This window comes from Pseudomonas sp. HP_14, from assembly GCF_055283875.1.
In genome coordinates, this window is sequence record NZ_JBTOQI010000001.1 from 24,349 (window position 1) to 46,509 (window position 22,161).

A 22,161-nucleotide genomic window follows, 5' to 3' on the forward strand; every position below is an offset into this window, starting at 1 on the left:
ATGCTGCACTGTGAAAACAGACCTTGAGCATAGGCCCGAGTCCTTTCTTGTCAAGGATCTAAATTGGCCGTCCAATTCCGAGTGGTAGCCGAGCTGAACGCCCATCCATTATTTAAAGTAATATTGATTTTCGCCTAAGGGGTCCACCCCGGACATTGGTTTAACGAACTTAGTATACTTGGTGCACTATCTAATATCTGTGGGTGAATTCATGAAGGTCAAGCGGTTACCGCTTGATTTTCGTATGTCGATAACGGATCTGATTCGGTGTGTTAATCAGAGTATTGACGAAAAATTTGCCTTTCGGTACGCCGATAGCCTGTGAGGTTTACGGCTACACCGTGCCGTTTTCGCAGCCGCCAAGCCAGCCGGCCTTGCGAAAAACGAGGATGAATTTCTTGATCTGCGCATTTCATATGATGAGTTTTTCCGTCGTTCATCGAGTTTGACCGCCAGCATGCAGAGGCAGCGACTCTAACTCACCACATTGGGCGTCATGAACGCAGGACTCCCAGTACGTCGGTAGACTTACTCTGACCTACCGGCACGCCTTGAGGTTTTTGTGCTTGCACTATTGTTTTCTCCAGTTGCACACTGAGAAATAAAAACAACAATAGAGCACCCAGCCGTGAACAAACCGCTAGTAAAGTACGTAGCGTCAAGAATTGATGGATGCACAGAGGTTGCTGCGCGCACATTTTTCGAAAAGCAAGACGGTAGTGATTTATCACTCTTCCAAAGGATTGGGTTGAGGTATTTGATGTTGGATGCGCTGATCGATTTCAACTCGAACACCACGCCGCTTGCTCATGCCTTCTTTGTGAATTCGTTGATTGAGGATGGCTGGACTGCCAAGTTGGCGAACCAATTCTTAGTGCAGCCTGATTGGAAGAGTCGCATGAACACCACTTGGCTTCTGATAGGCGACGAAGAGCGCGCGGCCGCCGTGGCACTTGATTACGAGGCTTTTGAGAACTTCTGGCCAACCGCTGACTTCACTTCTGTGCGTTTCAATGAAGAGGTAAAGAACTAGGCGGGTCGCCTTGCTAGTTCTAATTCCGTGGTTAGCTAGTCCATCAGCAAGCCCTGCTGTTCAATGATGTACTCATCCCGCAGTCGATACCTGAGGTTCTTAGCGTGTGTCGTCAATTGAGCATGTAGGGATCGCGCTTGCGTAACCAGCCGCCACCGCCCCTACCCACGATGGTGGCGAGATGATACCTTCCGGCCTCAGTTCATCATCCGACCCAGCGGTTAAATTGCTTTTGACCTATCGTCCCGTCTTGCTTCTCAACGCTGCGCTGTCCTTCACGCTGTCTAGCGCGTTTGCCAGTGGCGCCGAAGTGTGCCCGTCCCGTCACCCGATCGCGCATCAACTGGTCGCGCCAACGGCATCCTCCAGTGCGGAAGATGCCGGCCAATTCGTCGAGCAACATGTGGCTAGTGCGGTAGTTTTCTGCACGCAGCAGCAAGATGGGGCGAAGGCGGCAGGCCCAGCTTTAAAGCCAGAAGCGCAGCCAGAATCGGATGGCTATACAGGTGTCGTTCGTGCAGTTGCCATTCTGCTCGATTCATTGGCAAAAATTTTGGCTAGCGTCGCATGGCCGATCGCAGCAGTTGTAGTCGCCTATTATTTCAAAAAAGAGATCGCCTCGCTGCTAGGTCGACTAAAGCGCTTGAAGGCGGGCAATTCCGAGGCAGAGTTCGGGGAGTTGCTGCGTGAGGCTGTAGCCACCGCCGATCCTGCCATCAATCCCGATGCGCCAGAGGAACCGGTCAAACCTGCCGATGCTGAGGAGGCCGCTATTCACCCGCGAGGGAGTGTAATAAGTGCCTGGATCAAGGTCGAAAACGCTCTGTTCAGGCTTTACAGGCTCTTCGGCCCTCTAATGCCTGAGACAAAGTGGGCTCACAAAGGGTTGCGCCCGAGCGATCTCATCATGCTCAGTGAGCTGGTGAAGATTGGTGTCTTACCATCGTCACTCAATCAGACCTATAAAACATTGCGCATGATGCGAGCGAAAGCCGCTCACGAAGAAGAGTTTGAAGCGTCACCGGAAGATGTCGTTGGCTTCACGAATCTTGCGCAGCAGCTTGTAACAACCTTTGATGAAGCGGGAAGAAGAACCTAAATCCCCTGCAATCTCGGTCATGCGCCGCCCTTGACTCCATGAGCCCAAACCGGGCGGCAGTTTCTTATCACGACCTCAAGTTTTTTGAGCGCTGGGTTGTGTAAAACCACTCTCCGCTACGCATGTCCTCAAATGATCGATAAGATGAGCAGCATCTCATTTGCGCGAACCAGGTATGGCACGGCCTCCAAGGACTAAGGCAGCAAAAGCTCCCGCTTCGAAATCTGAAGTCCGGCAGAAACAGGTCGCGAGCCCTATTTCCACCGGCGGGCGGGGCATTACCTTTGAACATCGTGTTCAAGCAGTGCGGCTGCTTGCGATGTGCCTTGGCGACAACTGCGCAGGGCTGCGTGAGGGTTTCGTCATTGGCGGCTTGCTGTTCCAAGCCAGGTTGTTTGGTCACAATACTGACGACCTGGTGATCCACGCAATTTCACCAGGCACAGGCCAGAAAGCAACGATCAGGATGCAGATGAAGCGCTCGCCTAGAGCGATCATCAGCAACGAGGCGTTCAGAGAAGCTATCGGTCTTGCTTGGCTCGATTTCAAAGCGCCCGCATTCCAGCGGGGCATCGACGATAGTCTTATCGTTTATCACGTAGCCAGCTCTTCGCACATGGATAGCGCTGTCGAAGTCGTGAGACTCGCGTTCGGTTCGCTTTCACACGACACTTGGTATACCCGAGTGCACGCTGAAGGCGCCAGCAATGAGCGCAACAAAGCGGCATATGCTGCCATCAAGGCGGCGGCCGAGTCCTACAACGAAGCACCGGTTGCTGGCGAAGACCTGCGACAGTTTGCGTTGCATCTTAAGTTCATTCCTCAAGATCTCGATTCGGATCGTAGCCAAGAGGTTGGATACCAGAAGCAATTTATTGAGCACGCGTTGCCCCATAAGGACAGCGGCGCTGTGTGGGCGAAGTTGGTTGCTGTTTGTTCTGAGCTCAATGGCACCGGCGCGGAAATCGACCTGAGCTCCCTGCCCCTGCATCTTGATGGGCTGGCCCAGGAATTCAGCACCGCGCGGCTCATGCGTGAAGCTGTCCGAGACTTGAATCTGGGCGGCGTAAACATCAGTCAAGAACGTAAGAATCAGCTTGCACCGCTTGCGGACTACTTGGCCCCCCTTTTCTCTGGCAGCGCCCCTACCAGCCGAACGCTGCTCGCTGATGAGCTCCCGACGGTCAGTCAGACGTCGGAGAGCACCCTCGCCTCCCGCCAGCTCGACCGTGTCAGCAAATTGCACAACGATCATCGTTACCTTGATGCGCTGGCGCAGTTGGAGCTCATCGAAGAGGATCTCACTACATTTGATGACCACCAAAAGGCCCGGTGGTACTTCCTGAGGGGAATGTGTTTCTGGCATCTAGCTGATGACGATAAAGCCTCGGCAGATCTTGAAATGGCCGCCAGTCTCTACCAGGAAGATGAGCGCATCGTTGCTGGGCACGTACGTGCCTACATGCTCAAGAACGATGTGCAGACCGCGATTGAGGTTGGACAGGCGGCAATCGTGCGCTTTCCGGAGTCTTACTCCGTCTGGGTTGCGCTGACCAATGCAAGGCTTCTGAACAAGGAGCAACTGGCAATCGAAGATCTGCCTGAGGCATTTCGTGACAAGTCTGGGGCTTGGCAGATGCTGGCCAGTTCCATGGCTGGAGCTGGCGATGATGAAAGTGCTATCGCCACCATTCTGAAGGCGATGGAGCAATCTGACAGCTCGATCTTCATACTCGAAAACTATCTACGGTTCGTCCTTAGATTGGCGACAGACAACCCTTTCCATGTGAACACCCGATCGCAACCCTCAGATCGGCGTGAGCTCATCCTCGACGCTATATCGAGGTTCGACGATCGCGAGGGAGTGCTCTGGGCTGAGCAGAGTCCCAGGACAAAGACTGAAGTCGTCTTTCACCTTGCGTATGCGTACCTGTTGCTAGGACAGCCAGCTGAAGCGCTGAGCATGATCGAAGCTGGCAGACAGCGTGGTGTGGCTGAGGATGAGCTTACGGTGCGAGTGGAGCTGGAGGCGCTCTGCGATCTTCAACGCCACGCTGAGGCGGTAGCTAGAGTTGCAGATCGGATCGACCAGCTTCCAGACGACGCAAGAGTGATTTTCGCGCAGGCATGCTTGATCGCGAACAATGGGGGCATGCTCACCGCAGCTTACAACGCCCAGCTCAGTCAGCCTGAGACGGACGACTCCCGCAGAGCGATTCGCATCCTCCGGCATATGCACTGGGAGCTACTGCTACGCAACGACCAGCATGGGGTGATTCGTGGTGAGATGACACAGCTGGGCATCACCCCCCAGACGTGCACTATTTCTGACGGGGTATTTGCAGCACGCGCCTACGCCAACGATGAGGCAATGCGTCTGGCATATGAAAATCGCGTTGCCCAACTTGCGCCTCAAAACAACGACCTTCTGGATCTGTCCATCGCATCGCAGTGGATGCTGTACGCACGGCGTTACGATGACGCGATCGCCATGCTTGAGCGCATTCTCCCGCTCGACTCCTTTAGCCCGATGCATGTGGATTTGCTCCACTGCTATGCGTTCAGAGATCAACGAGCAAAGGTTCGAGACCTTTTGGAGTCTTTACCGGGCGAATGGCGAAACTCCGCAGATGCCCGCCATGTGGCATTGAGTGTTTATGGCGAAGCCGGTGACTGGTCAAAGATGCGCGAGATCGCTGAGTTGCTCGTCAACGAAAGCCCGAGCGATGCAGCCGGCTGGCTCCTGCTCATCCAGATTCTGGCAAACGAGAATCCAGACCTAATGGATGATTGCGTTTCCAAGCTACCAGCAGTGCTCAACGGCAGCGCTTCAGAACTATTGAAGCTTGCCAACGTGGAGCTCAGTCGGGACTTGCCGGAGTCCGGCCTTGACCGGATTTACAGAACAATGCGGCTGTATGGCGATGATACTGAAGCTGCAGCCGGCCACATCTCTCTCATGGTCATGGCGACGAATACAGTTGAGGCTATTCAAGCCCTCCCCTCTGTGGTCGCAATCGGCACATCTGTGGAGCTCGAAGACAGCACTGGCAAAAATGGTTATGTCTCAATCGAACTCGGCTCTGACCTCCCACCGGCATCTTCGAGTGAGTTCATCACTGCGGACTCGCAGCAGGCTTCTCGGTTTCTTGGTCTGAAAGTCGGCGATACAACATCAGTCAGCAGCGTGGTGGGTGAACAAACGCTCACGGTCAAACGCATCATTAGTATTCACCGGCGCCTGTTTGACCTCTCATACGAGCGGGTTTCAAATTCGGTTGTTCCAAGCAAGACGCTCGTTGCCATGACGATTCCCAAGCGAGATGACGGCGAGCTGGACGTGTCTTTCTTCGTTGATCAGATTGAGCAAAAGAAGGCACAGAGCCTTAGCACCATCAGCTTGTATGGCCAACACCAAGCCACCTTGAGTCTCTTGGCTCGCTTGCTTGGTGTAGACGTCATTGAGCTCGTGAGGGGATGGCCCGATGAGGGATCACTTCTCCACGTTGCATCGGGGGCTGGCTCTCCCGAGATCTTGCCGGTGGATACAACCCAGGGTCAGTCATGGGTCATTGACTTGGCGATGCTGGTCGAGCTTGCGACTCTCGGATTACTCGATGTTCTGGAGTTATTTTCTCGGCTATACGTGACGACGTCCACCAAGCAATTGCTGGATGCGAAATTGGATACTTTGGCCCGCTACCGCAAGAGCGGCACACTCTATTCCCGCGAAGGGCAACTCGGCCTTCAAGAGCAAACTGAGGCGGCCTGGCGGGAGGAGCGTCTGTTCTTCGACTCAATCGGAAACGCTATCGAAGCCTTCTGCCAAGTAGTACCAGCGTACGGGCCACCTGAGCAATCTGAGCAACTGCAGATGCTCAAGGATATCTTGGGCCATGAAGACTACGCAGTCCTGCTCGCGTGCCAGGAGCATGGCGCAGGACTTCTGTCATTGGATGCCAGGCTGCGCGACATTGCGAGCTTGATAGGTGTTGATGGCGCATCAGTTCAGATGGTGCTGCATGAAGCGTTACGGCAGGACAGCTTGGCGCCAGACGAGTACTCACGTGCCGTCATGCGGCTGGTCATGACGAGGCGCAGCTTTGTTTCGGTTCGAGCTGTAGATCTCATTTTCATGATGAGTCAGGGAGAGGCATTCGCCAACCTCGGCATCAACCGCCTGCGCAACTATCTTGCTGAGTCGCAGTTGGCGTTTCGCACAGCGGTACCAGTCATCGTGGACTTCGTGTGTGGAATGTTCATGCAGCACCGCTGCAGCCTTGGCGTGATGCTCCAGTTGATTGAGTACAGCTTTGAGCCATTATTCAGGCATCCACACTGCCAGGGAAATTTCTGCCAGTCAGCGCTTAAGCAGATCTTCCTCAAATTCCACAAGTTCAGAATCAGCCCCAGGGCGCGTCGAGCTATTGAGCGAAGTATGCAGGAGGCTGAACAGCGAGCCGAGCGCCCATGCAAACATGTGAAGCTGGACGCGGAAATTATCTATGGCTACGTAGCACCGTTTTGGTCGGCCGTCGCCCCCTCAACACTGGATGCTATCCACGCACTTCCCCAGCGCGCGGTGCCTGCACTGGCTTCAGATGGGCAACAAACAGCACCGCGTCATCAGGACGTGTAGCTACGATCGCAACTGCCCTAACTTAGGTGTAGGACTGATTCAAAGGACTCAATTGCGATCAGCCGAATCAATGAGAACCCCCTAAGCTCGATCGCAATTAGACAGCGGTGACGCCATGACGCAAGATTTTCACCAACGATTTACGCAGCAGGGATATGTGCCTAAGGCGGACGATCGACATCATTTGCTGCGGGCGCTCAAAGCGTTGGTTGGGAGTGGTGGGCCCTCCTCCCGATTTCGGCGCATTTTCGAATCGCTGATCGACGCAGCCGGTGACGCCAAAGATGAGGTTCTACTGCGGGAAGCCATCGGGTTCGTCGATGCGATCCTAAGGGCATGCTCGGAAGACGACGCGTGTCTTGTTCTCTATTCGACTTCGAACGCTTGGGCGGAGCTCAGACGTGCCGAGGCAGAGCCAGAGGGTGCTGAACCCCTCGACCACCCTGCTCTACTCAAACAGCTTTATTTTCTGCATGCGGCGATCCAGCACCCGGGCTTCAAATTGCTGACCCCGGGGCTTCGTGCTCGCGTCTACTGCAACCTTGGCAACGCGCTCAGTGCGTGCGGTCGACTGATCGAGGCTTTCGCCGAATGGCGCAATGCTCTGGATGAGATCCCTATCCATGGCATGGCACTTGGAAATCTCGGTATTGGACTGCTGAACTACGGGCTTGCCCTCTACGACCGAGACCACACCTTTTGGTTTTTCGTTCATGGGCGGCGCAGCTTGGAGTCGGCCATCGCAGGTGGGGTTGAACGTGACGGGGCAACCTACCCCGAGGCCATTGAGTGCTTCAAACGGTATCAAGCTTGGGTGGCCGACCGAGTTGACGATGAAAGCGATGCTGAGTTGCTGGAGCATAGTCTTGGACGTTCCAAAGAAGAACGTCGGTATCGCCAGTGGTGCCTGGATGCCCAGCTTTTTCTGAATCCCATGAATGACCTGGGCGCTCTTCCGGTCGCGAGTTACGACGTGTTGAGGCTACCCAACCATAACGCCCAGGTAGGGATCACCTACTTGGGTTTTTACAACCAGCTCAAGCAGGAATACGGCTACGCCCGGCACTGTCTTTACCAAGGAGAACACTCCCAGTCGCTGCACTTAGCGGACAAGGGTATGGCGCTCGCTCTCAATTACGACTACGCCTTGTACGGAATGGGACTGGAGCAAATCAAGACCGCCTTTCGAAGTGCCTATTCGCTCCTGGATAAGGTTGCCTATTTCGTCAATGCGTATTGGAAGCTCGGCATACCTGAACGTGATGTGAGCTTCAGGACACTGTGGTTCAAGCCTGTCCCACCCCGAACGCCTGCGGGAACGCCGCGGGTTATCCGGGATGAATTCAAGACCACCAAAAACACGCCTTTGCGAGCCCTATACTGGGTATCGCAGGACATTCACTCCAAGGTGCTCAAAGACGTCGCTCGACCCGACGCGCAAGCGTTAGATCAACTGAGAAATCACCTCGAACACAAGTACGCCAAGATCGTCGATGAATTCCATTGGATTGGAACGCCATCTGAGCACACGACCGACCATTTGGCGTTTGTGATCGATCGGGAGGATCTTGTAGCGAATACCCTCCTGCTCCTGAAGCTTTCCCGTTCGGCCCTCATCTATCTGTGTCTCGCCATGCATTACCAGGAGAGCCAAGCTGAGAAAGATGGCGAGTCGTTGATTGTCGAGTTGCCAGTGGATGACTATCCAGATGACCTCAAGACATGACCCACGCGAGCACTAGGGCCACAGCGTCATGTTTTATCAGCCTCACCCTCACCCTCAGCCTCACGTTCGCCCGATGCGTCGGCGTCGGGATTGGCACTCTGCTGTAACGCCTCGTTCTGCGCCAGCTGTCCCCAATAAGGCATCGCTACCCACTTAAGCGTGAACCACCATGCGTACACGACGCTCACCGAGTAGAAATCGCTGTCGTCGATCAAACCGTGGGCGAAGTCATTTCTCAGATTCGGCCCGAAAGAACTGCAAAACAGCGCTTTGAGCTCAAACACGACGTCTTGGCCAAACACCTTCTCGACACCCGCAACATCCAACAAGGTGCTGAGGCCGTTCTCGTTCACGACGTCATTGCGATCGGTGTTGGAAGTGTTCAGCCCAACACCCTTCATGTGGTACCGAACGATGTTTTCCACTTGAGGTATCAGGAAATGCGCCGCCATTCCGAACTCACCGACTGACCCCCAATACAGACCCTTGCCGACCATTGCCACTCGCTCGGGCGGCACAAGTGCGGAAGCCTTGGCCAGGTCAATAAGATCGTGTTCCTTGAAACAGTGCTCACGCTGCAGTAGTCGAAGTCCGGGAAGGATCAAGCCATGCACCGCCAGATCTCTGGTGGACTCGTGTCCCTTTACCATTTCGGCCCATATTCGTTCTTCATCTGAAGCTGTAGCCACAGCGTTCATGGACATACCAGGAGCCTTCGCTATAACCCGCCCAGTACTGTCGACGTGGGTTAAACAATGCAGTGCACGTAGAAATCCGGCGCCGAGCGTTTGCTTGGCCCCATTGCGCGCTTCCGTGGCGCTCGCGAAAGGATGCAGTGTCGTGAAGGTACGTAACGCGTCGATGCCATTCTTTCCGGAGATTTGTTCCAAGGCCATGTTCACCATTTTCGTGATGTCCACGGTTGGACTCGACACCATAACCATCTTCTCGACAGTAAGGCTGCCTGCCTCGGCAATCTGAATGCGAAGATGTTCATAGACGCCCGCGATACCTAGCTCGTTGCGAAACTTTTGCGGCACTTGTCGATAGATCTGAAGGGCCTTCGCGAGATGGTTCATCGCGATGAGGGGCTGCGCATTACTGCCATCATCCCTGACTTGTGCCTCATTCACCCACGTCTGCGCGACGGCTATCACCATGCGAGCTGCCATTATCTGATTCTTGGCTAGGCGGTAGGCGTCCGCCGCGAGTTCGAAGCAGTGCCGAGCCCTGAACAGCTCACCATTGCGCTCGAATGCTTGACCCGCACGCTCAAGTTTCTCAGGAAGATCCGCAGCCAGAGCATGGGCAAGGCGGTGCTCAAGGACGGTCTGAGCGAGGCGCGCAAGAAGCGAAGATGGCGTTTGGAATTCATGCTCCAGCGCGTTGAAAAGGACGTCAGTAAGCTGCTCGACAGCAGCTCTCCCGCCGTTACCTAAACTTTTGGCAAGCATGAGCGCTCGCTCCCAACATTCTTGACCGCCACTGCACCAGAGATCGTCGGTCAGCGAAGCCGTCTGGTAACCCTCAATCGCGGCCAGCGCATAGTTCACCCTGTTCCTATCGGGATTTAGCCAGAGGATTTCCGCCAGGCGGGCTTTTATCAGACCCGTTTCGAGATCATTGATCAGCAGTTTTGAGAACTCATACTCGTCGGCTGTCAGGTCAGAAATATCGAACGAGCGCCTGTCAGAAAACACTGCGAACGGCCTCAAGGGCTCCTGATGATTCGAGGGATTGAGCATCATGGAGCAGAGGTCGGACAGGAGCCAGAGCACGCGGGCCTTTTCGTGGTCACTTGCCTGCATCTGTAAGCGGGCACCGTCCGCCAGCACGCGCGAGATATCGTGGTAGTTGGGTCGGCTGTCACGCAGCAGCGTGCTCAACTCCAATGACCTGAATGCTTCAATCGTCAGAGGGGTGGCGTGCGGATAGCGATAGCATTGTTCAGGCACTGCATATCCTCAGGGAATGTGAAGTTCAGGAGTGAGCTGATCATTTCAGGTCGGATGACGACATGACTGGCGCCCGTGAAGGACGCGTTTCGATGTTCTCCTCACCAGCCATCCGGCGCATCAATATCTACAGGAAGATTGGCCGCATTCGCGACCGGGGCGTCGTGCTCTTCATCTTCTTCCTCTGCATCGGGTGCGGTCGAGTCGAAGTACTCTTCGTCCATATTGTCGAACTCGAATTCACTGTCGATCTCATCATCCGAATCGAAATCAACGGCCTGCGCCGCGTCAACCCTAAGCTGGAATATCGGAGGTAGTCGGGCTTCGTCGTCGTAAAAGCTGATGTCCGCATCCAGCAGTGCCTTGAAGCAGGGATCAGCTTTTATGAACGCGACATCTGAGTTTCCGAGCCACTGCCGATAGCCCCCCTCATAAGCCAGCAGCCAGTTGTTCCCTTTGAGCGCGTGCTCGGTGACAGGTAGGCCCGGAACAGTCGCAAGATCGACCTCACCGTCAACCAACCCTGAGTGGATGAGATCCAGAGCGATAAGCGAGCAAATGGAGCTCTCCATCTGAAGCACCTGAAGGATCAATGGGGCGTCGAGATGGATGCTGAGTTCCTTGCACAGCCACAGGAGCCAAGCAGTCTCACTGTGGTGATTCGCGGCGGCGGCTGACCCCAAAAGGTTCCGGCTGAAGGCGCGCAGTGCGGGCATGTTCATCGGGTAATCGTATCGATGGTAGGTCGCAAGAATTTGGGTAATGACCTGCAGGGTGTTTGGGAATCCATACCCGCATTTGAGGATGTAAGCTTCTGCGATGGCCCAGTTGGATTTCTTAACGATGGTTGAGGACAGCTGCTTGAGGCCGTATTTGACCAGGCTCTCGTCCTTGAACCTTGATTCAAGCGAAAACAACATCTCGAAATAGTGGTGGATGTCGTCTTTCTGTTGACGCTTTCTCGCTGAGACGGTCAGCTTCTTCAGACTGTATTTCCAGGATTCTTGGACGAGCTCTCGCACCTCGACGATCTTCGTTTTCGAGGCGTTGATCTGGAGCTCGTAGGCACTGACGCATTTGATGATGATGGCCAGCGCCTTCTCGGCGTCCTCCCGCTTGTTGAAGAAGAAAGTGAAGTCGTCGACATAGCGAAACCCATTCGGCCATTCACCCAACTCGGCGTGGATTGCCTCATCAATCGACACTCCGATGATCTCCGCAATGATGTGGGAGGTGTCGGGGCCAATTGGCAAGCCAATGGTTTGGCCATCCTGTGTCCCCATGCAACGGCCATCGAGGATATTGCCAAAAAATTCGGGCGTCTTTTTGGTCTTGTTCGCTTTCGCAACCGACTTGGTGTGCAACGCCCACGGAATGGTGTGGGTGTACACCGTGGGGAAATAGCTCGATATGTCGGTGACCAACGCGTAGCGCGCCCCTGCCGATTGGCACACCCGCGCCTCATACAAGTCGCTGAACTTTGTCAGCTCGATTGCTCTGAGGCTCCCGTCGGTGCCAGGGATGCTGCGAGAGATTTTACTTTTATCGTAATGCGCCTGGATCTGAGGCCAATACTCACAGATTTCCTTAGCCAATGCATAGAAACTGACGGGATTGGGAATCGAGGTTGTTCGCCTGCTGTAGGAAGATCTTGCGACCGAGAATTTCTCAGCCTGAGATGCGCCAGCCTGTTTTGCCGTCGCTGCGTCCCATACAGCCTTGATCTGCTCAATCTTGTCGGCGAGTGGCTTGGTGCCGAATCCAACCGGTAGCTGGATCGGGAAATATCCTTTGGCAAGCAAATCCTGCAGCTGCATAACGTTCCTTCGCTTTGTATGTGTGGCTGATCATTTGTTCTTGGCGTAGGCGGCACACTGACACCGCCGTACTACCGCGCCAAGCCCTGACTAAGCGTATTGAGGTCTAACGAGAGGTGAAGGTGTTGCGTTTAGAACGACGGACAAGCAGTACGTGGCCGTCCTGAGGTTCTCGACCTGGTCGTTGAGTGTTTCGAGCGACTTGAGACCATGGAAGAGGTTGTTTCGCAGTCTGTAGATAATGATGAGCGCAGCGAGGAGCACATCATGTGGTTCATCGTTCTGCCCCAGCAGAACACTTTCTACCAGAGCCTTGCGATCTCTGGCGCGAAACTCCAGCCTGTCGAATCTGGGCAGTATGACCTCTTCATCTGTATACCGATATCGCCAGAAGGCCAAGCAACCGCAAACCCTCTGATGCTGCTCGGCACTCGGTCGATAACGTTCCGCGACGCGTTCGAAGGCAGGAATACTCCCCTCAGTGCGGCACAGATTGCCCTCGAAAAAATTCCACATCGTAGTGAAGTCTGCGATGGAATGCTGAGTCTCCGGGGTAAGCCGCGAGCCGCCCGTGGTGTTATCGGAGAACCACTGTGCGGCGTTGAACTCGGCGGGAACAGCCATGGAGAAATTCCTTTTAGGATCGAACGTGAAATTCGAGTGGTCTCGTAGATCCATCACGAGCTGCTGTCGTATGCGCCAAATAGCCTGTCGATTGCGCCACTGCCTAGAGAGCAATGCTTAGGGCTTCAGATCCAGCAAGCTACTTGATGTTGTGCTTGCTGACCACCTCGCCGGCCCAATAGTGATACGCATCGTTGCCATCTCCCCTGCTCTGTGCAGCAAGCTTGTTCAGGAACTCCCACACCCGATCGCTGAGGCCTAAGTCACCGGAGCGATCAAGGAACACTCTCGGATCATCCACCTGAATGGTTCCCTTTGGGGTTTTCAGTCGCGCCAAGGGCTCTGCACCACTTTGTGCCCAAAGAACATTCGCCGCCTGGCCCGCGGCTTTCCGGTTTGCCCCCTTGGATTGAGGGTCACCATGCTGGCGAGCAGGAATACCCATCAAGTCGTCGTATAGCGCTTGGAACGAGTGAGATGCCATCGTCATCCTGTCGCGTTCAAACGAGAACTCCAAGCGCTGGGCAAACAGCCGAAGCTCATGTAACCGATGCGTTGTCGCATCGCCCATTTCGCCCGTTATCTTAAGGTCTGCCAGTGTGTCCGATCTGCGATACGGTCTTTCTGAGAGCGCTTCATTTTCCCAGCGGGCTGCCGCCTCGGCGATGTCGGCATCTTCGACAGGACTCGCCATTTTCCAGAGAGCCTCAAACCAAGACCAGGCGTTTTTGGCTGCCATATTGCTGGGTTCGAGGAAGACACCGGCTTCGCGCCATTCGCCTATGGAAGTCGTAATCCCTAGGGCTGCTTCTGACAAATTGGATGACCCCACGAACGAACCTTGATCAGACACCACTACCTTGGCGTGCAAGGAATCAAGATAGCGGACGCTGACATTGGCATTCGACCGTATTTTCTCGATCACATGGGGGTTCGTGCCTGGGTGGCCCAGGTTGCAGATGATCTTGCCGCTACCATGGCTGGGAATGAGGGTTTCGGCGCCTTTTCCCCAAAATGCGACTGCAATGCCGTAATCGTCTTCAGCGTCGTGGATCAAGCGCTTGATCGTGTCCAAAATTTCATTGGTATCTGAAAGGAAGGTCGTGCGTTCCATCTACTGAATCCCTTGTTGAACATTCGCTGGGCACAACTCTAGGTGATCAGCCTGCTATGCGTCGCTCATGTCTGTCCACTCTGCGTGTTAGAAAACCCGTTATGATCACCTCTGAATTCGAGATCGCCGAGTCCAAACGTCGCACCAGCAGGGAGCTGTTCGATCATGCCATCCGCCCACTACTTTCCTCGCAAACTGCACCTTCAACTGAGCGGTGGTGACGATAGGCTGCGGACTGTAGACGAAGACGACCTGCTTGCGGTTCAGGGTGCGAAAGTCATTCTCGGTGAGCCTGGAATGGGTAAGAGTCAGCTGATTGAAGAGTTGGGCCGGCGTTTGGACGTCAAGGTGATTTCAGCGCGCAGGTTCATGGCCAGCGACAACCCAAGCCGCTTCGTCACCCCAGGAAAGCCTCTGATGATCGATGGCTTGGACGAGGCTGCAGCGGTTCGTGATGGCCATGCCGTTGATCTCGTGTTTGGCAAGCTGGACGACGCAGGGTGTCCGGATTTCATCATTTGCTGCCGATCTAGGGAATGGCAATCACGCAGTGAAGCGGCCCTTAAAAAGATCTACGGCGCTGAGCCAAGCATCCTCATACTTGATCCATTCTCGCGCTGGGAAGCCGACCAGTTTCTTCGTCAGCGATATCCGCAGCTTGATGTGGATCATGTCCTGGAACACCTCGCTGATCAGGGGATTACCGAGCTCTATCAGAATCCCCTCACGCTCGATCTCATGGGACAGGTAGCAAGCGCTGATGCGGCTCTTCCGTCTACCCGGGCAGGATTGTTCGAGCGCGTTTGCACCCTCCTCTGGCCGGAACATGACACTGATCGAGCCCATGAGGCGCTCGGACAGCTGTCGATGGCACAGGCTCTATCGGCTGCCGGTGCGGTCAGTGCCGGATTGATCCTGGCCGGGGCAGATGCGATCAGCCTTGCCAACCCTGGCCAAGTGCTGAATGGCGATATCCGGCTTGCCGAATTGACTGATCTGCCAGAGGCCGGGGCAGCACGAGCCATATTCTCGTCCAAGTTGTTTCTGACCGTGGGGCCTGGTCGCGCAAAGCCCGTCCACCGGGTACTGGCTGAGTATCTCGGAGCACGATGGTTGGCGGATCGCGTCAGGACAACGCGTGTTCAAAAACGGCTGCTTGCCCAATTTCAGCTGGGTGACAGCGTACCCGCGAACCTGCGAGGCCTTCATGCCTGGCTAGCCTTCCACAGCGCACCGATGGCAGGAACCATCATCGATGCGGATCCTTACGGCGTCCTGCGCTATGGTGAAACGTCCCAATTTACCGCCGAGCAAGCACACCGGCTTCTCAACGCCCTGGATGAGCTTTCAGCCCGCGACCCCTTTTTCAGATCACGAGACGGTGGCAGCCATCGAGCGGCCGGATTGATGCATGTGGATCTGAAAACCAGGATCGAACAGATCATTGCAGCTGAGAATGGCAACGCGCAGCTGCGCTCGCTCTTGATCGAGGGGCTTGTCGACACCCCGCTAGCAGTAGAGCTGCACCCCGTTCTGGAACAGGTCATTTTCTCACCCAGATACCACTATCGGGATCGAGAAAACGCTGCCCGAGCGATGACGAGAAGTCGTGACCAAGAGTGGTGGCGCAACACCATTGTGTCGCTGCAGGCCGCATGTACGGAAGCATCGTTTACGTTGGCGCAGTTCATTATCGAGGAAATCGACTGCGATGTTCCTGACGTCATCCTGGTCAGCAATATCCTTGCATGTTCGGGACTTTTGGTTTGCCCAGCTAACCAAGACCACCAGCAGCTCAGCATTGCTCTTGATGGCCCTCAGATCCTTCTGCGGCTGGATGCAACCAAGCTTGTCGCGGTGCTCAATCTAATGACCGAACATGTTGTAGATGTGCAGATTGGTGACGGTGTGAACCCCGGGCCTGTCATCGATTTCATCGGGTTACTCATAGCCTGCGCTATCACTGAGAAAATCGTCCAGCCTCAAGACGCGGCACTGGTGTGGAGGTGGCTTTCTACGCGAGGACTGCGAGATCAGTACGGCACCGAGGAGCAAAGAATGCTCAGCGAAGTGCTCAATGAGCATCACACGCTGCGTCGAGCTGTTCAGCAGCACGTGCTGTTCGCTATGGACGTGCAGAGATCGGTCTGGGAACGGCATTGTGATCTTGAAGAATGTTTACTCGGCCTTCGAGAGCATAAGGACGATCTGATTTGGTTTCTTGAGCAGCATGCCACCAAGGACATTGCCGACCCGAAAGCCCGAGAAGCATGGCGCGACTTGATGCTTGTTCCAGCAAGCAGCTCTGCGTTCAGCGAAAAAGTGAGGGCTGCCAGCCGCCTCTTTCAGCGTAATGACGCAGAGCTGGAAGCCTACATCTACAACTTGGAGCACCCGCCAAAGCCGGACTATCAGGTCAGACGGGAGGAAAGAGATGCGCGGTTGGCCGCCGAATTCCAAGCGCAGTACGCGCGTGAACGTGAGGAGTACCTCCAGAATCTTTCCTCCCTTTTGAGCGGAGAACTTAGGGAAATATTGCCTGCTGCAAGATTCTACCTTGGACACCGCTACGTCTACGGCAAGGCTGTCGCCGGCGAAACGGCGCTTGTTCAATGGCTGGGCCAAGACCTTGCCGAGGTCGCACTGCATGGGTTCGAGGCGGTTCTCCATCGCGATAACCTACCGTCACTCGCCGACGTAGCGCAAAGCGTTGCAAAAAGTTCTATCTGGAATTATTGCTACCCCATCTTGGCTGGCTTGCTGGTCAGGTTGAGAGGCGGACGTGACTTCACCGCCATCCCTGAGCCTGTCATCCAGGTGGGGCTAGCTGTCTGCTTGCACAACCAGCTTAACCTGGCTGTCGACGATCTTGGCTCGCTGCGCAGTCAACTTGAGCTGCGCCTGTTTGGTGCTGAGGATGAGGGCAGCGAGTCATCAGGCGATTCGCGTCGGAGCGCGTTTATTAGCGGCTGCCTTGAGCCCAGTGTCACCGCAGGCAACGCCCACATTGCTGCCTTGCACATTCTGTTCTCAGAGCTCCCCTGGCGTGCAAGTGCAATAGAGTTGGCTGCCAAGTGGGTGTCAAAGCATACGAGCATGGCGGAAAGCGTGGAGGCTGCCCTTCTCTCCCACCTCATTGATTCAGACCAGGCGGGCGAACTGGCCGCTATTGCCAGGGCGCGTGCTGTGGGCGAATTTGGAAGCGAGACCCGGATGCTCAGATGGAGAGCGATTGATTTTCTGATCCGTTTCCAAGAGGTGGAGCATGAGCTGGTCGGCCTCAGCGTTTCGCATCCGCAATTTCTATGGGCAATCATTAACTGCTTGCCTACCAAGCGCCCGGGGCTAACCCCGGTACTCGACACTGAACGCGCGAAGTGGATCATCGAGCATTTTCGATGCGCCTGGCCACGCCGCACTACACCAACATCGAGCGATGGCAGCCAAGCCCCCTATGAAGCCTCGGCATTCATGCTGTCGATGATCGGTGCGCTCGCCCACGACACCCGCGCGCCGGCGATTGAAGCCCTGCGAGAGCTGATCGCGCAGCCCGCGGACAGCTACAGCCTGGATCTGTTGCACATGGCTGCAGAGCAGGGTCAGAAACGAATCGAAGAACAATCCGAACCCCTGCAGCCAGAAGCTTTGATGGCGCTGCTCGCGGACGACCCTCCAAGCAGTATCGGTGACCTACGAGCGCTCGTCCTACACGAACTTTCGGTGATCCAGCAAAGGCTGTCGGGCGATGATCTCGATCTGGTCAGCATGTTCTGGAATGACTCAGGGTTGCCCTACATCGAGAACACATGTCGTGATCGGCTAGGAATGATACTGAGTGCCGAAATGCGTCATTACGGAATTCAGATGTTGACTGAAGTAGACATGCCGATGTCGAAACGTGCTGACTTCGCATTCATCTGTGGTGACCTGCAGTTGCCCATGGAGGTTAAGGGGCAGTGGCATGACGAAGTTTGGGAAGGAGCCCAGACCCAGCTGCAGGAGAAATACCTGATCGACTGGCGCTCCCAAGGCTGTGGGATTTACTGCGTGTTGTGGTTTGGGTCGCTGGCATCCAGTTCGGGTAGAAGACTGCAAGCTCCACCTCCGAGCATCACTACCCCAAGTACACCCTGCGATATGGGCATGGCGCTGACTCAATCCCTACCAGAAGCATCCAGACCTCACATTGACGTGGTGGTCATGGATTTCACGGCCGGAAGAATGTTAGCGACTCCTGGCACCTGATGCTCACGGGGTGATCATCCGAGCGACGTGGCGATATCAGTAAAGCTGCTCCGCACGGCACTCAGACGTCATAAGAGCAACCTGTTGGTCTATGGGCTCACCGCCTTTGCAACCGCTGCCACATGCCATCCGGGATTGGGCAGCTCCGCATGACGATCAGAACCGATAGGTTTCAGAGAAGGGCGAGTCCATGCCTGGCATTGGTGGCAGATCCTTATTCGCGGATGCCTTGTCCATGTGGTGATGGGAGTGATCTATCCCCATGGTATGCTCGGCCATTGCTTGCCCAGATTGGGGCTGCACGCCGGGCGCAAACATCTTCTGCATCATTTGCCCGTGCCCAATGCTGCACGTCATGCCGTTAAGCAGCACAAGGATCAGCAAGGCTGAGTTAGATAGCTGAGCTAAGACCGGTTCCCGTTCATGGCGGCGAAAGGTAGTAAGCCCAACGAGAAAACTGCCTTTTCATTGCGCCCTAGTCATTTCGGCTTACAAGCCTAGATCTCGCGCGAAGAGCTTGCAACGAAGGCCTTCGGTGGCTAGACCATCTCTAACAAGCTTCTCCAGCAGCGCGTATGTGAAGTCGCCCCATGATGCTTTTGGGGGAGCCAATCTGAATGGTGGATGATCCCGATCAATGATAAAAACCGCGGGTAGAAACGGCAGAGTACGTTTAGCGTCCAAGCAAGCCAAAGTCCTAATGGCCACTGCTCCCTGCCCCTCAAAAATATCCATGGGTTGCTTACAGACTGAGTGGATCGAAGTCACATCCACATGGTGATAATCGCGATAGGTTTTTCTCGGCTGCAGCGTTTCAAAGGTTACTGTAAATATCGACTTGAGCTCTTCTAAGGAATACGCTCGGCTCGCGGTCTGCCAGATGAACATTATCTGTTCGGTGTCGAATCCGTAATCGAGTGACGCGTGCTGCACTGTGTAATAGGCCCTGCGCAGTGCAAGAGATCTACCTGCGCCAGCCGACTTAATGGCACGCTCAGGGTGATCACGTCCTGAACTCAACCAGCGTCGGCTGTTGTGGAAACCGACACCACCCGAGAAGTCACGCGGCAGCTCTGCAAACGTCGCGTGGTCGGCATCCTTAATGACCTTGTGCGTCGCTTGATACGTCTAGTAACGCCTGACATAGCACCCTCCGAAGCGTTCTATGATGAGAGCTGGATCGAATCTCAAAGCCTGACTCTCTAGCCAGTCTGGCAGAAGACTTGGAGCCGAAAGCTGCGCAAGAAATTACCTAGATTGCAAGTGGCTGACCCAAAACCGACCTGGAAATTCGTCATGATATCAGGCCCTCTGTGAAGGCATCGGCCGGGTTTCGAGACATCATGATCGCTTCGCTAAGTACATATCCGCATATCAAATTGATGATTAGCACTATGAAAGGACGACCGACCTTGCTAGAGCAATTTTTCCATACGCAAAATCAGTAAACATGGAAGTCTCGATGACGGATGTTTTATTCTTTGAGGCAGCATCGTGTTAGGTCTGGCAGGTACAGTGGTAAGAAGTTAGGGGGCAATGGTGCCCAGCATATCCCCGAACGGCCATCTGTCAAGGTAGGAAGTTTTCTGGGCAGCTAATCAATATATGGCCTTATTCGTCGATTAAGGCGGGCGCAGAAAAAAATAAATGCTCATGCGAGTATTTGGATTTATTAAAAAAAACGACTGCCTGAAGATAAAAAATTGCACTAGATCAATGAGTTTTATTAGTCTAATTAGTCCGTTGCGCATACAGCCGCGCTTGGCTCATGGCTTCAGGTTCTAATCTATTTAGGTATATATTGATAATATTCTCGGTTAGTTAGCGATACAACTATGCCGACGAGTGGCGCGGCTAGCGTGATTTTCCTCTCCGAGCGCCCCATCATGGGATGGTATCTTCAGGCTTTTGACCATCACCTTGGCTATCCGAGAACAGGAGTGGTGAGATACGCTTGCGAAACTAAACCTTTGAGCGTGAATCCTCTTGCCGCAAGCCCTCCTCTGCTCTCGCGAAAGCTACCAGATCATGCGCGAGATCGCGCTAGGTGTTAGAACAATGAATCGGTCGGGCGACAAAACGTGGTCAGACATTGAGTGCGGTGACATGACCGTCGAAGCGGATGGGTGGACGATCACTTTCTACAACGAGGCTGGCAGTTTGCGCACCTGCGAGAGCTGTTACAGTCCGGACGGTCGTGCCTACGCGTTCACATCGAGTCAGCCATACAGCACCAATCCCGTCGAACTGCTGAGCGTTTGGGAGCATCAAGCGCTTGAGCGATTGCTTGCGGCGGCGTGAGGAGAGCCCACCCATGTAGGTGTCGGCGGTTATTTGCGGGCTCAGTCCTGCGTGAGAGGTCTGGACACAGGTCAACTCCCCATTAGACATAGGATTGCTAAAATTGGTAAACCAAGCCCAGCGTGCTTTTGATGCCTGGAACGTGTTGGTCGATTGCGCTAGAAATCGTCGCACGATCTCCTACGGAGAGTTGGCAAGCGCCATTGGAATACACCATCGCCCCATCCGGTTTGTGCTTGGATTGATCCAGGAGCATTGCTTGGTTGAGAAGCTCCAGCCGTTGACGATTCTAGTCACTGACAGGAAAGGGGTCATTGGTGCGGGTTTTTCAGCATATGACCTCAGCCGGCGCCAGGAAGGCCAAGAGGCAGTGTTCGAATTTCCATGGCAGACGATTGATAATCCGTTTACTTTCGCCGCCGATGGCAACCGATATGACAGCCTTATAGTGGATCTTTCGAATGATCCGAGCACTTCCGGCGATGTCATGCGGTTGGTGAAATCGCGGGGCATGGCTCAAGTCATGTTCAGAGATGCGTTGCTGCGGTGTTACGAGTTTAGCTGTGCATTCACCGGAACCACCTTTGTGGAGGCCTTGGAAGCATGCCACATCGTTCCCTGGGCGATTTGTGAGCCAGAAGACCGTTTGGATGTGCGAAACGGGATTCTGCTCAATAGCCTCCACCATTCACTCTTCGACAAAGACTGGATCACCATCGATTTAGAACACCGCATCCACTTTTCCGATCCAGAGATGACCGCAGAGCCATACACTGCTTTCGACAAACAGATATCCGTCGAACTGCACGGCAAGAAAATGCGCTTGCCGAAAAATCTGGAATTGGCACCAAGTGCGGACTTCATCCAAAGACACCATAGCGACCGTGGATGGGATCTGCCTTAGCTGCACTGAAGACCGCGCCCCATCCATACAAGGCCCGAGCCAAGACCCAGATCGCTGTCGATCATCGTCATGGATCGATTGCGTGCCGCTTCGTCCCTCGGGCGAAGCTTCGCATCGCGTACGGACACCGCGGCGGCCATCCGGGCCTAGGCATTTCGCCGTGGGGCGGAGCAGAAACCCGCTGCCCGCCCCCCCCATGGAAACGTCCGCGTAGCAGACTCGTGGAGTAAGCAGACGCATATATCAGGTGTCCGCTCAACGAGGCGACAGCCTGGCCACAACCTGCTCCCAGCATTCGTTGATTTCGTCACCTATTCGGCTGTTGTGTGGGGCCGTCTTTGCATACTCCCGGACGACAATGTGATCGATCAAAAACTCGTCAGTCCATCCTGCCCACTCGCCCACTATGGACTTCAGATTGCATTCGAGTGCCGGGTAAACCTCGTTCCACAGAATGCTCTGCAGCTGATCGAGCGTATATCCGCTCTGTGAAATGCGCTGCGCTACCCATTCGTATGTTGTGTCGCTCACTTCTGTGTCCAGGAACAACTCTGAAAGCGCTTGCCACACTTGCACACGGTTCGCGTCGACCGGATCCATGCAGTACCTCCTATGAGTGGTGAGCAGTGAAACCGTATTGAAGGTAGCTCGCCCACATCTTAAAAGTCCGTGACCTTGGGTCGCGGCAAGATTGATGACTCCAT

The 22,161-nt window shown here is 54.7% G+C and carries 12 protein-coding genes; 7 read left to right on the forward strand and 5 right to left on the reverse strand.

Translation table 11 applies throughout. The features are described from left to right. Nucleotides 1-628 precede the first annotated feature (628 nt). The 4 genes from ACYASS_RS00110 to ACYASS_RS00125 all read left to right on the forward strand — a co-directional run bounded on the left by ACYASS_RS00110 (nt 629) and on the right by ACYASS_RS00125 (nt 8,497). Nucleotides 629-1,033, forward strand: a complete 405-nt coding sequence (locus tag ACYASS_RS00110; RefSeq protein WP_463584566.1) for a hypothetical protein — start codon at nt 629-631, stop codon at nt 1,031-1,033. A 181-nt stretch (nt 1,034-1,214) separates the two neighbouring features. Next, the gene (locus ACYASS_RS00115) at nt 1,215-2,132 is read left to right on the forward strand and encodes a hypothetical protein (protein WP_463584567.1); all 918 of its coding nucleotides are present in this window, start codon (nt 1,215-1,217) and stop codon (nt 2,130-2,132) included. A gap of 175 nt (nt 2,133-2,307) precedes the next feature. Beyond that, entirely contained in the window at nt 2,308-6,771 is a 4,464-nt protein-coding gene (locus ACYASS_RS00120; protein ID WP_463584568.1) for a tetratricopeptide repeat protein, read from the forward strand. A 115-nt stretch (nt 6,772-6,886) separates the two neighbouring features. After that, nucleotides 6,887-8,497, forward strand: a complete 1,611-nt coding sequence (locus ACYASS_RS00125; protein WP_463584569.1) for an LA2681 family HEPN domain-containing protein — start codon at nt 6,887-6,889, stop codon at nt 8,495-8,497. Nucleotides 8,498-8,523: 26 nt separating this feature from the next. Here the strand turns inward: ACYASS_RS00125 and ACYASS_RS00130 are convergent, their stop codons facing one another. The 4 genes from ACYASS_RS00130 to ACYASS_RS00145 all read right to left on the reverse strand — a co-directional run bounded on the left by ACYASS_RS00130 (nt 8,524) and on the right by ACYASS_RS00145 (nt 14,007). Next, on the reverse strand, nt 8,524-10,452 hold the full coding sequence (locus tag ACYASS_RS00130) for a DUF4209 domain-containing protein (RefSeq protein WP_463584570.1): 1,929 nt from the start codon (nt 10,450-10,452) through the stop codon (nt 8,524-8,526). Nucleotides 10,453-10,553: 101 nt separating this feature from the next. Continuing rightward, a complete protein-coding gene (locus ACYASS_RS00135; protein ID WP_463584571.1) occupies nt 10,554-12,269 on the reverse strand; it encodes an RNA-directed DNA polymerase in 1,716 nt (571 codons plus the stop codon). A gap of 90 nt (nt 12,270-12,359) precedes the next feature. Then, on the reverse strand, nt 12,360-12,893 hold the full coding sequence (locus ACYASS_RS00140) for a hypothetical protein (protein WP_463584572.1): 534 nt from the start codon (nt 12,891-12,893) through the stop codon (nt 12,360-12,362). Nucleotides 12,894-13,032: 139 nt separating this feature from the next. Then, on the reverse strand, nt 13,033-14,007 hold the full coding sequence (locus ACYASS_RS00145) for a phospholipase D family protein (protein WP_463584573.1): 975 nt from the start codon (nt 14,005-14,007) through the stop codon (nt 13,033-13,035). 165 nt (nt 14,008-14,172) lie between these two features. On the opposite strand from ACYASS_RS00145, the gene ACYASS_RS00150 reads away from it, so the two are divergent. The 3 genes from ACYASS_RS00150 (at nt 14,173) to ACYASS_RS00160 (ending at nt 21,457) form a co-directional block, all read left to right on the forward strand. Then, complete coding sequence (locus ACYASS_RS00150) at nt 14,173-18,252, forward strand: NACHT domain-containing protein (protein ID WP_463584574.1); 4,080 nt, start codon at nt 14,173-14,175, stop codon at nt 18,250-18,252. 1,986 nt (nt 18,253-20,238) lie between these two features. Continuing rightward, nucleotides 20,239-20,553, forward strand: coding sequence for a DUF7693 family protein (locus ACYASS_RS00155; protein ID WP_463584575.1), 315 nt, complete (start codon nt 20,239-20,241; stop codon nt 20,551-20,553). 103 nt (nt 20,554-20,656) lie between these two features. Further along, entirely contained in the window at nt 20,657-21,457 is an 801-nt protein-coding gene (locus ACYASS_RS00160) for an HNH endonuclease (RefSeq protein ID WP_463584576.1), read from the forward strand. 255 nt (nt 21,458-21,712) lie between these two features. Here ACYASS_RS00160 and ACYASS_RS00165 read toward each other — a convergent pair whose 3' ends face one another. Further along, a complete protein-coding gene (locus tag ACYASS_RS00165) occupies nt 21,713-22,057 on the reverse strand; it encodes a DUF7079 family protein (RefSeq protein ID WP_463584577.1) in 345 nt (114 codons plus the stop codon). Nucleotides 22,058-22,161 lie beyond the last annotated feature (104 nt).